Below are 17,812 nucleotides of genomic sequence, written 5' to 3'. Positions count from 1 at the left end.
ATTGTTATTTACTGATCCGGGTTATGGCTTGTTCAAACCTGGAAAGATCTCCGCAAAGACTGATCCTGATGTATCGGTTGCCCTGGCTTCCAAATATGCCACCAGGGGTAAGAAAAACGTTTGATCCGTAAAGGATTTCATCGCTAAGCGCATAGGCATCGGGATAATGTTCCGGGATTTTTGCCCAAACAAATAGTCCAACCTGGTTAAGTGAATAAGCACATCCAAGAATATCGAGTATGCGGTATACTTTAGCCCGCCTTTCCGCATAAATGTTGTTGATATGATTGTACCAGTCCGAACCGAGGCTTAAAGCCTTTGCTGCAGCGAGTTGCAGGGGCATGAACATGCCGCTATCCATATTACTCTTGAACCTCAATACTTCTTCAATCCGTTCTTTAGATCCGCAAAGCATACCGATTCGCCAACCTGCCATATTGTGGGATTTGCTTAAAGAGTTGAGCTCCAATACTACCTCTTTAGCACCAGGCACCTTCAAAAGACTCGCAGGCTGATCATTCAGGATGAAGCTGTAGGGGTTATCATGTACCAGGAGGATATCATGTTCCTTTGCAAAATGCACCAGGTCTTCAAACAAACCTGGGGCAGCTTGCTGGCCTGTGGGCATATGCGGGTAATTCACAAACATCAGTTTCACTTTGCTCAGGTCGCTTGCTGCCAGTGCTTCGAGGTCCGGACACCAGTTTCGCTCCTCCTTTAACAGGTAAGCTACTGGTTTGCCGCCTGCCAGTTTAACTGCACTGCTGTAGGTAGGATAACCAGGGTCAGGGATTAATGCTTCGTCACCCTCATTTAGATAAGTCATGCAGATGTGTACGATGCCTTCTTTTGAACCCAATAATGGTAATATTTCGGTGTCGGGGTCGAGGCTTACCTGGTACCATTGCCGATACCAGTCTGCAAAAGCCTGTCGCAAAGCGGGTATACCTTTGTAGCCCTGATAACCATGTACTCCTGGTTTTTCAGCTTCTACCTGCAGTGTCCTGATCACATCTGGATGCGGTGGCAGATCCGGGCTGCCGATGCCCAGGTTAATGATACTTTTGCCTTCCTTATTCAGGGAATCGATTTCCCTTAGTTTTTGGGAGAAGTAGTATTCACTGATACCCTCCAGTCTTTTTGCAATCATGATTGAATTGTTATATCCTTTGTGCGGTCGTAATAGCTGATCAAGCAACTGCGCGGCTAAAGATAAGTTCAATTCTTTTAACTCAAAAATTTAGATGCTTATAGGAGAAAATAAATGAGAAATAAAAAGAGTCCTGGGTATCCCAGGACTCTTTTTTACTTGTCGCGTATGACCAATACCCGATACAAGGCTTTTTTAAGCTCAAATTTAAGTTTTAACTGTTCCGCAAGACACTTTTCAATGTGATCCCGGGAACGGTATAGGGTTGCATCGCTGCCCAGGTCAATTGCAGCAGTTATTGGAAAGGCTATTCCGGTTTTATTCAGATAAGGTTCTTTCCTTGTCAGTAGTTTTGATTTGTACGTGTATCTGCCCAGCCAATCCAGCAAAAAATCTATCGGCACACCGGATATGATCAGTTGATTTTTTAGCATATTGATGGCCTTCCCAGCCACTATTGGAGCTGGCTTTTTAGGGGCATGACCCGGTTGATAGGATACCACATAGCAATCCCGTTCCCTTAGCTCCCTTGACGTTCTAATCCCTAAGTAGAACTCCAGATCATGAATTACCTTTGGGAAAAACAAACTATCGGCTATGGCCTCAGGAATTCTGAATTCATAAGTGTAAGAATTGTTTAAGGCCCATTTTGACATGGAAGGACCAGTGTATCTCAAGGGATCTTTTCCTTCCCCGGGCCAGAAATACCTGGATGAATCCCTGGTATGTACTTCGTACAAATATTCCCTGTCAACATTTCCGGGCATTTGCCAGGCTGTCCATAAAATGGTGAGTATCCTCAGGTTATAAACCATAAAACGGTTTGCATTGGGCCGGCCCAACATGCTGGTACTAATTCTTGTGCCGCTCATTTCTACACCGGGCAGGCGATTATAAAATATGGACCGAAAAGTAAGCAGGGAATCCGGAATGTATATTGCTTTATTGGAATCAAAAGGAGTTTCCTGTTTTACCGTCATGTACTGATTACTGTTGATCAAAAAGTTGCGGATATTCTTTTCATTGATTTCGTCATCGCCGGTGATGGCCTTCACTACACCCCGCTGATCTATCCATACATTGTGTGGTAAAGCCTGATGGAAAAACATTTTTGAAAATAGCGTATCAGCGGAGATGATTCTTAGTCCGGAGTTTTTGAGTTTAGGGTTTTTTTCCAAAAATGCGTTAACCGTCTTTTGTTTTTCATGGCTGATGCAAATCACCTGGAACCTGTCCTTGTGAGTCTTTTGTAGTTCAGCCATCAACTGCATTTCTTTGATACATGGTGCACACCAGGTTGCCCAGAAGTTAATGATCAGCATTCCTTTTTTGTACAGCTCAGCAGTAGTAACCGGATTGTTGACTATTCTCAATTGATCCTGGATCTGTAACTCCGGCAAACGGTCATTTATATTCAGTCTGCTTTGGGCGTAAAGTTGTACAGGAATGTTGATCGCCATCTGGAGTAAGATCTGAATTGTTATTATTCGCGTGAATTTAATAGCCTTCATTTTGAATAAGTTTTGAGTTGGTAGTGATGTCACCTAATGGAATTGGTAAAACAGCAGAGGTAGCTAACCAGGTAGGTTTTGCAACGGCCATGACAGATTGCAGGTTGCCGGTACGTTTGAGGTCGATAAAACGGTCTGAATTTTCAAAGAACATTTCATGTCTGCGCTCTGCGTAAATGGCCCCGAGCACTGTTGACAGGGTGGAAGGGCTGATGTTATCCAATCCGGCGCGTGAACGGATGAGATTGAGATCTGATACTGCGCTGTTTGCACCTGTAAGTTTGCCTTGCTGTGCCCGTGCTTCTGCACGGATCAGGTATTGTTCTGCAATTCTGAGTACCACCAGGTTTTCCGGGTTGGTAGTGTTGGCTACTCTGTTTTTGTATTTGGCCGGATACCGGTAAATCGTGCTAATGCCTCCTGATGTTGCAATATTGGTCCCTATCCAGCTGGATTTTCGCAAGTCTGCAGCTTCAAAAGATTGATAAAATTGATCAGTGAAAAAAAAGGAAGTAGCTACTGTAGCCGATGCCGGTACTACGGAGCTTGCTTCAGTAACGAAACCGTTGATCGTGGCAAATTGCAAAATACTTTCACGGCTACCTGCTTTGAAGACGTTCGCTGGTGCTTCCAGTGGGGTATAGGTGCCACTGTTAATCAGTTCATCCGCCATACTTTCTGCAAAAGCCCAGTTGCTCTGGTAAAGATAAGCTCTGGCCAAAAGTGCTGTTGCACATGCTTTGTTTGCCCTGATTTTACCAGCACCCTGGTAAGCAAGGTCCAGGTTTAATCTGGCAATAGTTAAGTCTGATATGATCTGTTCATAAACTTTTGCCTGCGCAATTTGTTGGGCCTGGCGGTTGATATCTACATTTGTTGTGGTGATGAGCGGAATGGAACCGTATAAGTTGAGGAGATAGAAATAACAATACGCCCTTAAAAATCTGGCTTCTGCATTAATTTTGCTTTTGAATATCTCAGGCAGTTTTGAAGCTATGTTAAGCTGTTCCAGTATCATGTTACACTGGTAAATGCTGTTATACAAAGAAGTCCAATTGGCGCGGATAGTGCCTTCGGTGGCAGTGAGCCGGCTCTGATTCCATTGTTCGTTGGAGGAATTTATACTTTCGTCTGCGTATACAGAAAGGTATCTGTTACTGGTATTGTATTGCTGATTTTCCAGTACCAGATAAATGTTAAGTAAGGCCGATTTGGCACTTGTGGTATCGGCAAATACTTTATCTGACGTGAGCTGGCTTTTGGGTGAGTCAATTTCTATCAGCTTGCTACATGCCGACAACTGAAGCAAAATGATCAGCAAAAGACCTGAAATTATATGATTTTTTTTCATGTTTAATCGGTTAAAAAGTAAAATTGATGCCTGCTATAAAGGATTTTCCAGGTGCAACATTGGTTTGGCCGGTAAAAAATCCACCTGATTCCGGATCCATGAATGGGTTTTCTTTGTGCCAGAAAGTGATTAGGTTTTGTGCCCTCAGGTATATATTCACCTGGCCGGCCTTAATCTGCTTACTGATTTTTTCAGGCAGGACATAGCCGATACTGAGATTTTTGAACCTGATATAAGAGGCGTCAAAAAAATTGGCACTTGACGAGGTATAATAAATATCGGATATGGTGCTGGCTTTGGGTACAGTGCTGATGTTGCCGGGTTGTTGCCAGCGTTTGAGCATGTAGGCGTAGTTATTTAGTAAAACACCTGGATTGTTACGGATTCCTCCTTTGGCCATTTGTTTGGCAAACTGAAAAAAGACATCAATAGAAAAGCCTTTATAACTGATGACATTACCTATCCCACCATAGTAATCCGGGGTGCTTTTGCCAATGGTGTAACCGGAATAAGGAGAAGTACTTGGGTTGCCATTCTGATCTGCATATATGGCCTTACCTGTTTCCTGATCCACACGCAATAACTGGTAGCCATTAATTTTGTTAATGTCATAACCGATTTGCAGGGTTTGCTTATAGCTGGAATTTTGAAAATTTTCGAAACTGATGAGTTTGTTTTTTGGTAAACTGATGTTGAAGGTAGTTGACCACCTGAGCTTATTGTTTTCAAAATTAAGGGTGTTTAGCTCGAACTCCCAGCCTTTATTTTCTACCACAGCAGGCAAGTTGGCCTGGTAATTTGGAAAACCCGTAATGCTGGGCAGCGCATACAGTACCAATTGATCTATGCTGCGATTTTGATAATAGTTAAGGTTAAAAAGGATCTTATTTTTAAACAGGCCGAGTTCAAGAGCCAATTCCAGTTTGGCGGTTGTTTCCCAGTGGAAATTGGCATTGTCTATTCGTGCCGGGCTTAAGGTAGTGAGGCCCTGATATACTTTTCCTGAAGTATTATAGGTGGAAAGAAACTGGTAATCGGTAATCTGGTCGTTTCCTGTTAATCCGTAGCTGCCTCTTAATTTACCAAAACTCAATAACGGCAAATTTACCTTTAACCAGGCTTCTTCACTAAACAACCATGCCGCACCTAAGGCTCCAAAATTGCCAAACTGGTTGCCATTACCAAATCTGGATGAACCATCCCTTCTAACGGTGGCATTGAGTATGTATTTGTCGCCATAGCTGTAAGTTAGCCTGCTAAAACCCGAAAGATATTTGTAAGCGGTATTGGTTTTAAGACGAATATCTACTGTGGTTGCAGAGGCGATATTCTCCATGAGTTCTTCATTGCTGAAATTGCTGACTTTGAACAAACCAATGGTTGATGACCTGTCCTGATAAGTTCCGCCAATAAGTACTGTCAAATTACTTTTGCCAAACTGGCGCCTGAAATTGAGCTGAGGCTCTACAATAAAAGAGCTGTTGTCATTTTGCCCGTACTGCGCATAGTTTACACTGCCTGGAAATAGTGACCGGGTAGGAAACAGTTGTGTTTGGCTGATACTTATGGTATTGTAACCGGCATTAACACTGAGTTTTAAGGTTTTTAAAAGTGCATAACTGAGGTTAAGATTGCTGATGATGTTGCTGGTCTGTGCATTGGTTGTGGCTTCCATTTCGGCCAGTGGGTTACTGGCGTACCAATAATGTTGTCCATTATCATCAAATAAAGGCAAATTTGGCGGCAGCATTATGCCCGAAGCTGAGTAGCTCATATTCGGACTTTTGTTGCGGTCCCAGACCAGATTGTTGGTTAGCTGCATTTCCAGCTTCTGGTCTTCAGATTGATGGTTCAGGTTAAGGCTTAAACCGCCACGGATATATCTGGCTTTGCTGCTGATCACGTTATTTTCCTGGTGGAAACTGCCGGCAGTATTAAAAGTGGTTAAGCCGGCACCACCAGACAGGCCTGCCTGTAAGTCGGTGGATTGGGAGGTATTGCCAAACAGATACTCCGGCCAGTTGGTAGCCGTGCTTTGATCCCAGGTTAACAGATCAGGTGCATTGGTGGTATTTGGCTTAAGGTTGTCATTTGCGAAGGCTTCTTTTCTAAGCATGAGGTATTGCTCCAGGTTGAGCAGCTTTGGAAAGCTGGCAGCTTTGTTATAGCCTTGACTGATATTGAGATTTGCTTTGGTAGCCCCTCTTTTCCCTTTTTTTGTGCTTATCAAAATGACACCGTTTGTGCCTCTTGAGCCATAAATGGCGGTGGCATCAGCATCTTTTAGAATGTTGATACTTTCAATATCCGAGGGATTAATGGAGTTTAACGGATTGGTAGCACCAGTAATTGCAGCACCTGCTATGTTCGCCGTAGCAGCAACAAGTATCGATTCAAAGGGTACACCATCGATGATGTACAGCGGCGCTGTACCTGCAGAGATAGAGCCCTTTCCCCTGATCTGGATGTTAATATTGCCACCAGGGAGGCCATTGGTAGTTTGAACAAAGACCCCTGGCATACGACCAGAGAGCGAAGAAAGTATATTGGTAACCGGCTGTTGTTCTATTTGTTTGACAGTTATGGTTGATACGCTGCCGGTGTTGAGTCGTTTGGTAGTTTGCCCGTAACCTATGATCTGAATTTCATCCAGCTTGCTGTCTTCCGGTATCAATACCACATTTCCCAAATTGGCTGACGCCTCAACTTCCCTGGTTTGACGGCCAACAAATCGTATAATTAGCACCGCGCCTTCAGCAACGCCTGGAATACTAAAGGTTCCCTGCTCATCACTGGTGTAAACCAGGGTTTTTCCTTTTACCTGTATAATTGCGTTTGGGAGCGGTAATCCCTTCTCATCCACTACTTTGCCCTGCACAACAATAGTTGTAAAAACATCCACTACCTTTTGCAAAATGGTAAGCTTATTTTTGGTAATGAGGATGTTTTTGTTCTCTATCGTATAATCCAGATTTTGCGGTTCCAGGCATATCTTAAGCACATCTTTTAGCCCTGTGTTTTTAAAATTAACATCCAGCGGCTTTTTGGTGTTTATTTTCTTCGTGGAATAGAAAACATAATAGCCGGTTTGCTTGCGGATTTCATTAAAAACCTCCGCCAGATTTGTACCCTTCTTGCTATAAGTAAGTTGCTGGGCAAATCCATTGGCATTTACCTGTAGCAGGCAAGTGGTCATCATCAATAATACAAGTTTCATCACTAATAGGATTTTCTTTTTAGTTTGATGGCTTTTTGCCTGCACACAGTTTAGCGTTTCCCTCCAGATCACTTTTGGTGGTAGCCAAAGCCATATCATAGCTTGGTCAAAAGCTTTTTGTTTCATACATTTGAATGTTTAGGTTAATTAAGATTTTGTTATCGAATAATTATTTCTGCCGATTTAATCGGTTAAGGGTTAACCTGAACTTATGGCGTGGAGATCCTGGGAAATCTCCACGCTTTTTTGTTTTGGAGCCCTTGTTTGTTTAAGTTCTCGTTCGTAAATGCCTGTTCATTTTGTTTCGCTGGTTTTTAAATCGATTCATTTTCTATGATTATTGCACAATAATTGTCTTCCCTTCAATTTTGAATTCTACCTCTCCGGTTTTTGTAATGGCAGCTAAAATTTGAGAAATACGATGGTCACGTGCAATGGTGCCGCCAAATTTTGCACTTTTCGCGGTTTCATTTTTGTAAATAATTTCCACATCATACCATCTGGCTATTTGCCGCATTACGGTCTCCAAAGGAGTATCGTTAAACTGAAAGTAACTATTTTTCCAAGCCACTGCTTCATTAGGGTCCATTTGTTTTACGTGTATATTGCCGCCAGTATTTGTGGCTTGTTGGTTGGGTTTAAGTATGACGTTATTGTATGACAAAGACGACACCCTTAGGCTTCCTTCTAAAAGCGTAGTTTTAATACTGCCTTCATCCTCGTATGCGTTGATGTTAAAATGCGTACCAAGTACTTCAACCTGCTGTCCTTTACTACTCACTATAAAAGGGTGTTTTTTATCTTTTGAAACTTCAAAGTAGGCTTCGCCGACCAGTTCAACTCTTCTCTGGTGACTAGCCGAGTGGGATAAAGTTGAAGGGAATATAATACTACTGGCGGCGTTTAGCCATACTTTGGTGCCATCCGGCAAAGTGATCTGATAGGTGCCCCCCCGGGGAGTGGATACATTTGTCATCCCGACTTCGGAGGGATCCAGGTTCTTCGCATTCGCTCCGGATGACAAATCGTTAGTTCTGGATGATAAAATAGTACTACCATCATTATAGCTTAGTTTGTTTGCGGCTATTACTATACCGGTTTTGGCAGCGCTGAGTTTAATTTTCTTACCATTAGCCAACGTTAAAGTTGCTGTGTTTTTGCCCGGTGCAATGTCGTTCACCAGGTCTCTCCCTATGGTTTGAGATGACAAGGTGTCGGGATGCTGGGATGTATATATCCAAATACTCAAAGTAATCGCTGCTACTGCAGCAGCAGCAAAAGCAATAGGCTTCCATAAGGGTATTGGTCTTTTTATCAGCAAGGTCTTGTAAACTCTTTTTACAGCGGCATTTAACTGTTCATCGGACAGGTAGCTTCCCTCTTCGTCCTCATTCCATATTGTATACCAGGCATCAACCTGTTCCTGTTCTTCTGCTGTACAGGTATTGTCCCGGTATTTTTCTAGTAGTGTTTTAGCTAGTTTTTTTTCCATCTTTAAAACCATTAACGGTTAATTATAGATAAGACGGTTAACTAAAGCGTTGGGCCGAGATAAAAATCAAAAAAATATTTTACTGTAGTAAAGAATGACCAGGTACAGCCATATCAGGTACCCAAGTTTTGGCCTTAATATCTTTAATGCGTTATTGATCTGACTTTTTACGGTTTTTTCAGTTATACCAAGTTTTGCAGCAATTTGTTTGTGTGAATAATTTTCATAGCGACTCAGCTCGAATATTTCCCGCATTTTAGGAGGTAAGGCTGCAATCTCTTTGGCTATCAACAATTCCGTTTGCTTTTCGCGCAGCGAAGAATCTGTGTTATTGTCACCCTTATCTATAAAGTTCTGCAAAGATTTTATATAATTGGATTCAATTTTCTTATGAGAAACATAATCTATTATACGGTTTTTTACAGCTGTAAATAAATATCCCGCCAGGTTCGTTTTTAAAACCAGGTTTTCACGTTTAAACCACAGAGCGGTAAACAAGTCGTGAACAATATCATCAGCCTCAGCTTCATTTAGTAAGCGCCGGTAAGCATGCGCATACAATAGTTTGGAATACCTGTTATAAATTTCGGTAAATGCATTGTTGCTACCTGATTTTAATAAATCAAATAACTCCAGATCAGAATATGTACTGTAAGTAGCCATAATAATAAGATTAGTTTCAGTTTGATTATAATTTTATAGAAATCGTTGTAAATGCATTGACATTTAATGATTTAAGGTTGCAAGTTTATATATTAATTCCCATTCACTGGTAATAAAAGTTTATTTTTTATGAACGAATGATGCATATGACTGAAATATTTTAAGTCTGTAGCAATGAATTGCAATGTGAAGGTTAAGTTTTTTGTTTTTTTTGTATGGTTAATTGGATTTAACTTCTCATCTTCGATGTAACTAACCAAACTATTTATAAACCAACCAAAGTCCAATGTCCTTAAATTTAGATTACAGAGACATCAAGATCCTCGAATACCTGCAGCGCAATGCCAGAATACCCATGCCAGAACTTTCTGATCTGGTCTTTTTGTCACCTACTGCAACTGCAGCCCGAATAAAACGACTGGAAATGGAAAATTACATCAGCCATTATACCATTGTTTTAAACAAATTAAAAGTTGATAAGAGCCTGGTGTCATTTACAGGAGTTCATTTACATCTCAGTTCCCATAACAACCTGATCGACTTTATTAAGGAGATAAAGCTCATGCCCCAGGTTTGGGAGTGTTATCAGCTTAGCGGAAATTTTGACTTCCTGTTACATATTGGTGTAAAAGACATGCAGGAATATCACAGTTATATTACCAATAAATTGTTAAAAATGAAATGCGTTGATCACATACAAACCTTTTTTGTAATGGACGAATTACATCATGATAACAAAATAAATTTAAGTCACCTGCTCAAAAAACTTGGGTATAACTCATCAGATGTGAACTAAATGTTGAAAATGACCATTAAAAAATGACCTGGATTACACCATCCTTTTCTGCTTTAAAATTTACATTTGTATAGATTAAAACTTATAAAGATGATAGAAACTAAAGGATATGCAGCACAGGATGAAAACACAGCGTTGGCACCCTGGACTTTTAACCGTCGTGAGGTAGGCCCCCATGATGTACAGTTTGACATATTATTTTGTGGCGTTTGCCATTCGGATCTGCACCAGATTAAAAATGACTGGTTACCTGGGATATTTCCAATGGTGCCCGGGCATGAGATTGTGGGCCGCGTAGTTAAGGTAGGTGATCATGTTACCAAGTTTAAAGTTGGTGATCTGGCTGGTACAGGTTGTATGGTAGATTCTTGTCAGGTCTGTGAAAACTGTAAACAAGACCTGGAGCAGTATTGCCTGGAAGGAAATACGCAAACCTACAACGGTATGGAGCGCGATGGTTCTATGCCAACTTATGGTGGCTATTCCAATACCATTGTAGTAAGAGAAGAGTTTGTGCTGCATGTTTCTGATAAACTGGATCTGGCAGCTGTTGCACCTTTGTTATGTGCAGGAATTACCACTTATTCTCCGTTAAGACACTGGAAAGTTGGTAAGGGACATAAACTTGCCGTTTTAGGTTTGGGCGGCCTGGGCCATATGGCGGTTAAATTTGGCGTTGCATTTGGTGCAGAAGTAACGGTGTTGAGCACCTCACCAAAAAAAGAAGCGGATGCTAAAAAACTGGGTGCACACAATTTTGTGGTCACCACCGATAAGGATCAGCTAAAGGCCGCACGGGGTTCCTTTGATTTTATTTTAGATACGGTATCTGCCCCGCACGATTTTAACCTGTACCTGTCTCTGTTGAGGACAAATGGTACCATGATCTGTGTAGGTGTGCCACCCGAGCCGGCAGAAGTGGCTGCATTTAGCCTATTGGGCGGACGTAAAAGCCTTGCCGGTTCTGGTATAGGTGGTATAGCCGAAACTCAGGAAATGCTGGATTTCTGCGCAGCAAACAATATTGTTTCAGATATTGAAATGATTGACATTAAGGACATCCAATCGGCCTACGACCGCATGGTAAAAGGCGATGTCCGTTATCGTTTTGTAATTAATATGGCAACATTGAAATAGAGGTGACAATCTATGAAGCCGATTTTAATCTCCCTATTTCTTTTAATTGTTTTTTTGCAAAGTTGCGGGTTAAACGAACGTGAAAAGCGGACTGCTCAGAAAGAGCAGGAACTGTTGGCCTGGGAACAACGTTTAAAAGTAAAAGAACAAGAATTAGACAACATTAAACACTCCCTGGATAGCGCAAAGAAACAAATCGATTCGGTTTCTATGGACAATCCGGCTATTATTGGAAAATGGAGTGTTAAAATGAGCTGTACAGAAACTTCCTGTGAGGGTTCTGCCTTAGGAGATACCAAAACAGAACAGTGGGAAATGACTTATAGGGATAATCACATTATTGTTAAAGCCTATTCGGGATTGGTATTGATCAGGGAATATGTGGGCAGTTACCATAACAATGTGCTGAAAATTGTAGAAGAGAAACCAAATTCGGATGCCTTGATTAGCGCAACACTTAATTTTCTGGGAGAGGGAAGAATGGATGGGGCCAGGGAAATTGCACAAAAGGACTGCAAAATTGTTTATGCACTGAACGCCAAAAAAATAAAATAACGTTCAAACAGCCGCTTATGATCTTATTATCTTCATTGGATTTTTCTCTGCCCCTGCAAAACCCGGTTATTATCTTTTCCCTGGTGCTGTTTATCATTCTGTTTGCGCCGATACTGCTGAACAAAATCAAAGTGCCCCATATCATTGGTTTAATTGTGGCAGGGGTGATTGTGGGGCCCTATGGCTTAAACCTGCTTAAAAGGGACAGCAGCATTGTTTTGTTTGGTACGGTAGGCTTGCTATATATTATGTTTCTGGCAGGCCTTGAAATTGATCTGGCAGAGTTTAAAAAGAATAGAAAGCGGATATTGATATTTGGCCTGCTCACTTTTGCATTTCCATTGATATTTGGCTCCCTGGCCAGCTATTACCTTTTAGGCTACGGTTTTTTGTCTTCTTTGTTACTGGCCAGTATGTTCTCTACACATACCCTGGTGTCTTATCCGATTGCCAGTAAATATGGGGTGATCAGAAACCGGGCGGTCAGCATGACCGTAGGAGGGACCATGATTACAGATATTCTGGCCCTGCTCATCCTGGCGGGGATTGCAGGAATGACCAAGGAAAGTGTTTCTACAACTTTCTGGCTGCAGCTAGCTGGATCTACCCTCGTTTTTGTAACGGTAGTTTTTGCGGTATTCCCGATCATTATCCGGTGGTTTTTTAAACATTTTGACGACAGCATTTCACAGTATATTTTTGTGCTGGCCATGGTTTTTCTGGCTTCTTTTTTAGCAGAAGCTGCAGGTATAGAGGCGATTATAGGAGCTTTCTTCTCCGGTTTGGTGCTCAATAAGTTTGTTCCCCATAGTTCTCCGCTAATGAACAGGATAGACTTTGTGGGCAATGCGTTATTCATCCCTTTTTTCCTGATCAGTGTGGGAATGCTGGTTGATGTTACTGTATTGGTGAAGGGATGGGGTGCATTAAAAGTTGCCGGTATCATCATTACAGTTGCACTGGCTACCAAATACCTGGCAGCCTGGCTTACACAAAAAATATTTAAGCTAACTGCGGCCGAAGGAACAATGATTTTTGGATTAAGTTCATCCCATGCTGCTGCTACTTTAGCGATTATTCTGGTGGGTTACAACATTATAACCGGCGAGACTGCCGCTGGAGAGCCCATCAGACTGTTGAATGAAGACGTACTGAACGGAACTATCCTGTTGATCCTGGTGAGCTGTGGGGTAAGTTCTTTTGTGGTGGAGGGTGCATCTAAAAAGCTGGCTCTTGAACAGGATGAGGGGGAGGAGAATGCCATTCATGAGCAAACAAATGAAAAGATACTGGTTTCGCTGGCTTATCCCGATATGGTTACCCAACTGGTAGATTTTGGGGTGATGCTGAAATCAAAAAAAACGCATACATCGGTTTATGGCCTGAACGTGATTGATGATGAAAGGGAATCCAATAACAATGCAGCAAGTTCAAAAAAGATACTCGAAAAGGCGATATCGCATGCCGCTGCTGCTGAAAACAGTATTATTCCGGTAACCAGGTATGATTCGAGCATCAGTAACGGAATTGTGTATACCATTAAAGAACACGGCGTAAGCGATATCGTAATAGGCATGCATAAACAGGCTGATCAGCACACCTTTCTGGGAGATAAAGCCGAAAATATCATCAAAAGGGTATACGAAACCATTTATATTTACAAGCCAACACAGCCGCTAAATACCTTTAAAAGAATTGTGGTGGCCATGCCCCCCAAAGCAGAAACTGAACCGGGCTTTTTACACTGGCTGAAAAAACTGATGGCAATTGCCAAAGAGGCCGGGATACCCATAAATTTTTATGGTACACCGGAGACCAACGAAGCTATAGGGAAAATTACAGAAAGAAGCGCGGATGTTGTTAAGATACACTTTAATGAATTTGACAACTGGGATGATTTCCTGATATTTACCAGAGAATTAAAGATGAATGATCTTTTTATCATTGTATCCTCCCGTAAAGGACATAACTCTTACCTTCCGCAACTGAACAAGCTGCCTTATTATTTGTCCAATTATTTTGTGGAGCAAAGCCTGATCGTGTTGTATCCCAAACAGCTGGAACTCGGTATCAATATGGGGAATATAGAACAGGCTGACAGCTACCTGATTGAGACCATCTCCGAACGGATCGGTGCGATTGGAAAAGCCGGAAAGTATGTAAAAGGGCTTTTTAAAAAGTAGGCATTTGCAATGCTTCCACTACCGTTTTACTTCGTGTTAAAGCCGGTAATCGAAAAAAAAAGAAAAAAAAAGAAGATTTTCAAAGCTTTTAGATTTGTATTATCGAAATAATCTGTATATTCAACTATTGTTTGCCGGAGGTATGGATAGATGTGAGGGTAATTGATTGTTAATGTAAAGAAATCGAAGATAATCAAAGGAAATAGAAGATAGTTGCTGAGGGGAAACAATAGTTAAATTTATTAAAAGGATACTGCTTTATTCAGGATCTTAAGACCAAGTATAAACATCGCTGCGGCATTATTATGAATGTATTGTTCATAATACGAAATATGAAGTGTTTTTTCTTCTGGTTGATAAGGTATTGAATTTTGCGTTTAACAAACCAAATTTTTAACCAATTATTGATGAAAACTATGAAAAAAACACTACTCAGGAAATGCCATTGGAGAACACAATCAGGTACCAGGTTACTGGTAGCGATGGCAATTTTACCACTTGCCTCTTTTGCAGCAGAGAACACTGCAGTTGCTACATCTACCAGCACTGTTTTTTTTGTGCAACAAGCAATAAACGTTAAAGGGACGGTTGTAGATAGTAAAGGCCTCCCTCTTGTTGGCGTAAGCGTCAAGGCTAAAAATGCAACTGGAGCTGCGTCAACCAACAGTAAGGGTGAATTCAACATCAATCTGGAGAACCAGAACAGCGTGCTGATCTTCAGTATGATCGGCTTTAAAACACTGGAAGTTGTGGCATCGAACAACATGAAGGTGGTAATGGCGGATGAGGTATCCGAACTGGACGATGTGGTGGTGATCGGTTATGGTACTGTGAAAAAACGTGACCTTACGGGATCTGTGGTTTCGGTAAAGCCTGATCAGATTACTGCCAGGCCGGGTCCGAACCCCATGGAATCCTTACAGGGAAGGGTGGCCGGTCTGGACATTACGCGTACATCCGGGCAAGCCGGTGAAGGTGTGACCTTGCAGTTGCGTGGGAACAGGTCTATTGGTGCCAACACTTCACCGTTATTTATCATCAATGGCTTGCCAGGTGATTATGCTACTTTAAACCCTTATGATATCGAATCGATCGATGTGTTAAAAGATGCAGCGTCAACGGCTACTTACGGTGCTCAGGGAGCAAATGGGGTAATTATCATCACCACAAAAAGCGGTAAAGCAGGAAAGCTAAACATCGATTTCAACTCCTATTATGGTTATAATGGCTGGTCGGTTGTTCCTGATGCTTTAAGTAAAGACCAATATCTGACTGCGAAAAGAGAAATCTATAGATATAACTTCGATGGTGCAACCAGGAAATGGGTGACCACTGCAGTTGCTGCGGCAAATGGATTTCCTGCAGCTGCCCAACCGCTATGGCAATCGCCGGCAGATGATGAAAAAGTTTTTGGACCGGAAAGATATAAGTTGTTCAATGAAGGCAATTTTGTGAATTGGGCAGACGTTTTCATGAGGGACAAGCCGGTTTTGCAAAACTATAGTTTAGCTGCTTCTGGTGGTACTGATGCTACAAAAGCTTATGTTTCATTGAACATGAACAATGAGAAAGGCCAGTATATTGGTGACGATTACAAGTTGTATTCTACCAGCATGCGTCTGGACCACAAGATCAGGAGCTGGCTTTCTATTGGGGCTAACCTTCAGGCTTCTTATGTAGATAGAGATAAAGCCCAGGACAAACTGGAAAATGCAATTGTTACTGATCCGTTGGTACAGCCTTACAAAGCGGATGGATCTCTGAATACTGACCTGGGTAGTAACGTATACAATCTGTTGCTTGATTACCAGCCGGGCGTTTATGGAAACGTAGACAACAACACAAAGGTGTTTTTTAATCCTTATATTGAAGTCAGGCCAATTAAGGGCTTAACTATATTAAGCCGTGCCGGTGTGCGTATGGATTATTACAATACTTATCGTTTTGACGGGGTGGGTTCTGTAAATTATACCTATGTAAATGCGAATACTGCCAGGGCACGGATCACCCAGAACCGTTATCAGGAATACCAGTGGGAAAACGTGCTGACGTATAACTACCTGCTTGGAACTGATCATGATTTTACCTTTACCGGTGTTACCTCTTACCTTCACAGACAGTCTACAGACACGGAGATGAACCAGAGCAACATTGCCAATAACAATTTTAAATGGTACAGGTTTAGCGGCGATGTGAATACTACAGCCATATCCGCTTACAGGATGCAAAAGACACTTGGTTTGTTAGGCCGTCTCACTTACGCTTATAAAGGCAAGTACCTTTTCTCGGCTTCAGTACGTAGAGATGGGGCTTCTGTATTGTATAAAACCAACCAATGGGATACTTTCCCGGCAGTGTCTGCAGGCTGGAGGGTTTCTGATGAAAAGTTTATGGAGGGTACGAAGAAATACATTAGTAACCTGAAAGTTCGTGCTACCTGGGGTGCTGCAGGAACCGCCTTTATTCCACCTAATTCTTCTGCTAATTTTGTTGAACAAACCAATATGGCACTGGGTGGTGAGATGATTCCCATTTACAGGAGTTCGCAATTTATTACCAATCCAGACCTGAGCTGGGAGAAATCTAAAACCTTAAACCTTGGTCTGGATCTGGGTTTGTTTAACAACCGTATTGATATGGCCCTGGATTATTACAATACCAATACAGATGGGGTAATTTATAACGTCAATTCCCCAATCCTTAACGGGGCGTACAGATCTGGCAGTACACCTTACCAAACCTATCTCAATGTAGCGAAAACGAATAACAAGGGTTTCGAAGTGAGCATGAATACACGTAATATCGTGAGCAAGAATTTTGAATGGACCTCTTCTGTTGCTTTTGCCCGCAATAACGAGAAAATTTTAAAACTAACAGATGGGACAGCCAATAACATTACCAATAATGTAGCGGCAGGAGAGAACCGTACAGCTGGAAATTACGTATTGAGCATCGGAGAACCGATTGCCTCATTTAGAAATTTCAAGATCGATGGCATCTGGCAAATAGGTGAGGAAATAGATGCTGCTGCATTTGGAAGGCGCCCTGGAGACATCAAAGTAAACACACCTGGTATTGTTAAACTGGCTGATGGTGTATTCAGGAGAGAGGGTACAGACCTTTACTATTATACCAATCTGGCTGATGCGCAAAAATTTAATCCTGCCTTAACTGCTGCAAGTTCTACTTACCTCTATAACAATACCAATGACTATCAGACTATTGGACACAATTCGCCTGATTTTACATTGGGTTTCCAAAACAGTTTCAAATACAAGAATTTTGATCTGGGTATTTATTCTTTTGTGCGCTGGGGACAGACCATCAATTATGTGATGATGGGCTGGTATAATCCTGGTTCACTGGCAACGGTTGCCAGTCCGCCAAGAACAATGCTTGCTAATTTTAACTATTGGACACCAGAAAACCCATCTAATGATTTTCCGGTTATGAATATCCAGACTGGTACCAGCATGTTGGGATTTTCGGGATTGAATTATGTAGACGGTTCCTTCTTTAAAATCAAGAACATCACACTGGGTTATACTTTACCACAAAATCTTGCAAAAAAGGTGGCCATGCGTAGTGTACGTTTTTACAGCACCATTACTAACCCATTGGTGATTACCAAAAGTCACCTGTTAAAAGATTACGATCCGGAAATGAATGGTGAGATGGATTACCCATTGACCAAACAACTGGTGTTCGGTTTAAATGTGTCATTTTAATCGTTAAGTGATAGAAAAAAAATATTAGA

At 41.7% G+C, this 17,812-nt stretch carries 11 protein-coding genes; 5 read left to right on the top strand and 6 right to left on the bottom strand.

Going from position 1 to position 17,812, the window contains the following annotated elements:
- Window positions 1-4: 4 nt before the first annotated feature.
- The 6 genes from R2Q85_RS06775 to R2Q85_RS06750 form a co-directional block, all read right to left on the bottom strand.
- The gene (locus R2Q85_RS06775; protein WP_316810993.1) at window positions 5-1,150 is read right to left on the bottom strand and encodes a pyridoxal phosphate-dependent aminotransferase; all 1,146 of its coding nucleotides are present in this window, start codon (window positions 1,148-1,150) and stop codon (window positions 5-7) included.
- Window positions 1,151-1,305: 155 nt separating this feature from the next.
- A complete protein-coding gene (locus tag R2Q85_RS06770; RefSeq protein ID WP_316810992.1) occupies window positions 1,306-2,661 on the bottom strand; it encodes a TlpA disulfide reductase family protein in 1,356 nt (451 codons plus the stop codon).
- Window positions 2,648-4,012, bottom strand: a complete 1,365-nt coding sequence (locus R2Q85_RS06765; RefSeq protein WP_316810991.1) for a RagB/SusD family nutrient uptake outer membrane protein — start codon at window positions 4,010-4,012, stop codon at window positions 2,648-2,650. Before R2Q85_RS06765 ends, R2Q85_RS06770 begins: the two co-directional genes overlap by 14 nt.
- A 10-nt stretch (window positions 4,013-4,022) precedes the next feature.
- Entirely contained in the window at window positions 4,023-7,355 is a 3,333-nt protein-coding gene (locus tag R2Q85_RS06760) for a SusC/RagA family TonB-linked outer membrane protein (protein ID WP_316810990.1), read from the bottom strand.
- Window positions 7,356-7,566: 211 nt separating this feature from the next.
- Window positions 7,567-8,721 carry a FecR family protein gene (locus R2Q85_RS06755; RefSeq protein WP_316810989.1) on the bottom strand — a complete coding sequence of 385 codons (1,155 nt, stop codon included), beginning with the start codon at window positions 8,719-8,721 and terminating at the stop codon, window positions 7,567-7,569.
- A gap of 66 nt (window positions 8,722-8,787) precedes the next feature.
- Window positions 8,788-9,384: an RNA polymerase sigma-70 factor gene (locus R2Q85_RS06750; RefSeq protein WP_316810988.1), complete on the bottom strand. Its 597-nt coding sequence runs from the start codon at window positions 9,382-9,384 to the stop codon at window positions 8,788-8,790.
- Window positions 9,385-9,670: 286 nt separating this feature from the next.
- Here R2Q85_RS06750 and R2Q85_RS06745 point away from each other — a divergent pair, with 286 nt between their 5' ends.
- The 5 genes from R2Q85_RS06745 (at window position 9,671) to R2Q85_RS06725 (ending at window position 17,783) form a co-directional block, all read left to right on the top strand.
- Window positions 9,671-10,180: an Lrp/AsnC family transcriptional regulator gene (locus R2Q85_RS06745; RefSeq protein WP_316810987.1), complete on the top strand. Its 510-nt coding sequence runs from the start codon at window positions 9,671-9,673 to the stop codon at window positions 10,178-10,180.
- A gap of 90 nt (window positions 10,181-10,270) precedes the next feature.
- Window positions 10,271-11,317 (top strand): NAD(P)-dependent alcohol dehydrogenase, encoded by a 1,047-nt coding sequence (locus R2Q85_RS06740; protein ID WP_316810986.1) that lies wholly within the window; start codon window positions 10,271-10,273, stop codon window positions 11,315-11,317.
- Window positions 11,318-11,329: 12 nt separating this feature from the next.
- Entirely contained in the window at window positions 11,330-11,872 is a 543-nt protein-coding gene (locus tag R2Q85_RS06735; protein ID WP_316810985.1) for a hypothetical protein, read from the top strand.
- A gap of 17 nt (window positions 11,873-11,889) precedes the next feature.
- Window positions 11,890-14,055: a cation:proton antiporter gene (locus tag R2Q85_RS06730; RefSeq protein WP_316810984.1), complete on the top strand. Its 2,166-nt coding sequence runs from the start codon at window positions 11,890-11,892 to the stop codon at window positions 14,053-14,055.
- A 407-nt stretch (window positions 14,056-14,462) separates the two neighbouring features.
- Window positions 14,463-17,783, top strand: coding sequence for a TonB-dependent receptor (locus R2Q85_RS06725; RefSeq protein ID WP_316810983.1), 3,321 nt, complete (start codon window positions 14,463-14,465; stop codon window positions 17,781-17,783).
- Window positions 17,784-17,812 lie beyond the last annotated feature (29 nt).

Origin of the sequence: Pedobacter heparinus (assembly GCF_032678725.1) — a bacterium.
Classification (GTDB): Bacteria; Bacteroidota; Bacteroidia; order Sphingobacteriales; family Sphingobacteriaceae; genus Pedobacter; species Pedobacter heparinus_A.
This window is presented reverse-complemented; position numbering and strand designations above follow the sequence as displayed.

Excerpts from the sequence above, each read along its gene's own strand:
- R2Q85_RS06775 (WP_316810993.1), bottom strand. The coding sequence starts at position 1,150 with ATGATTGCAAAAAGACTGGAGGGTATCAGTGAATACTACTTCTCCCAA.
- R2Q85_RS06770 (WP_316810992.1), bottom strand. The coding sequence starts at position 2,661 with ATGAAGGCTATTAAATTCACGCGAATAATAACAATTCAGATCTTACTC.
- R2Q85_RS06765 (WP_316810991.1), bottom strand. The coding sequence starts at position 4,012 with ATGAAAAAAAATCATATAATTTCAGGTCTTTTGCTGATCATTTTGCTT.
- R2Q85_RS06760 (WP_316810990.1), bottom strand. The coding sequence starts at position 7,355 with ATGAAACAAAAAGCTTTTGACCAAGCTATGATATGGCTTTGGCTACCA.
- R2Q85_RS06755 (WP_316810989.1), bottom strand. The coding sequence starts at position 8,721 with ATGGAAAAAAAACTAGCTAAAACACTACTAGAAAAATACCGGGACAAT.
- R2Q85_RS06750 (WP_316810988.1), bottom strand. The coding sequence starts at position 9,384 with ATGGCTACTTACAGTACATATTCTGATCTGGAGTTATTTGATTTATTA.
- R2Q85_RS06745 (WP_316810987.1), top strand. The coding sequence starts at position 9,671 with ATGTCCTTAAATTTAGATTACAGAGACATCAAGATCCTCGAATACCTG.
- R2Q85_RS06740 (WP_316810986.1), top strand. The coding sequence starts at position 10,271 with ATGATAGAAACTAAAGGATATGCAGCACAGGATGAAAACACAGCGTTG.
- R2Q85_RS06735 (WP_316810985.1), top strand. The coding sequence starts at position 11,330 with ATGAAGCCGATTTTAATCTCCCTATTTCTTTTAATTGTTTTTTTGCAA.
- R2Q85_RS06730 (WP_316810984.1), top strand. The coding sequence starts at position 11,890 with ATGATCTTATTATCTTCATTGGATTTTTCTCTGCCCCTGCAAAACCCG.
- R2Q85_RS06725 (WP_316810983.1), top strand. The coding sequence starts at position 14,463 with ATGAAAACTATGAAAAAAACACTACTCAGGAAATGCCATTGGAGAACA.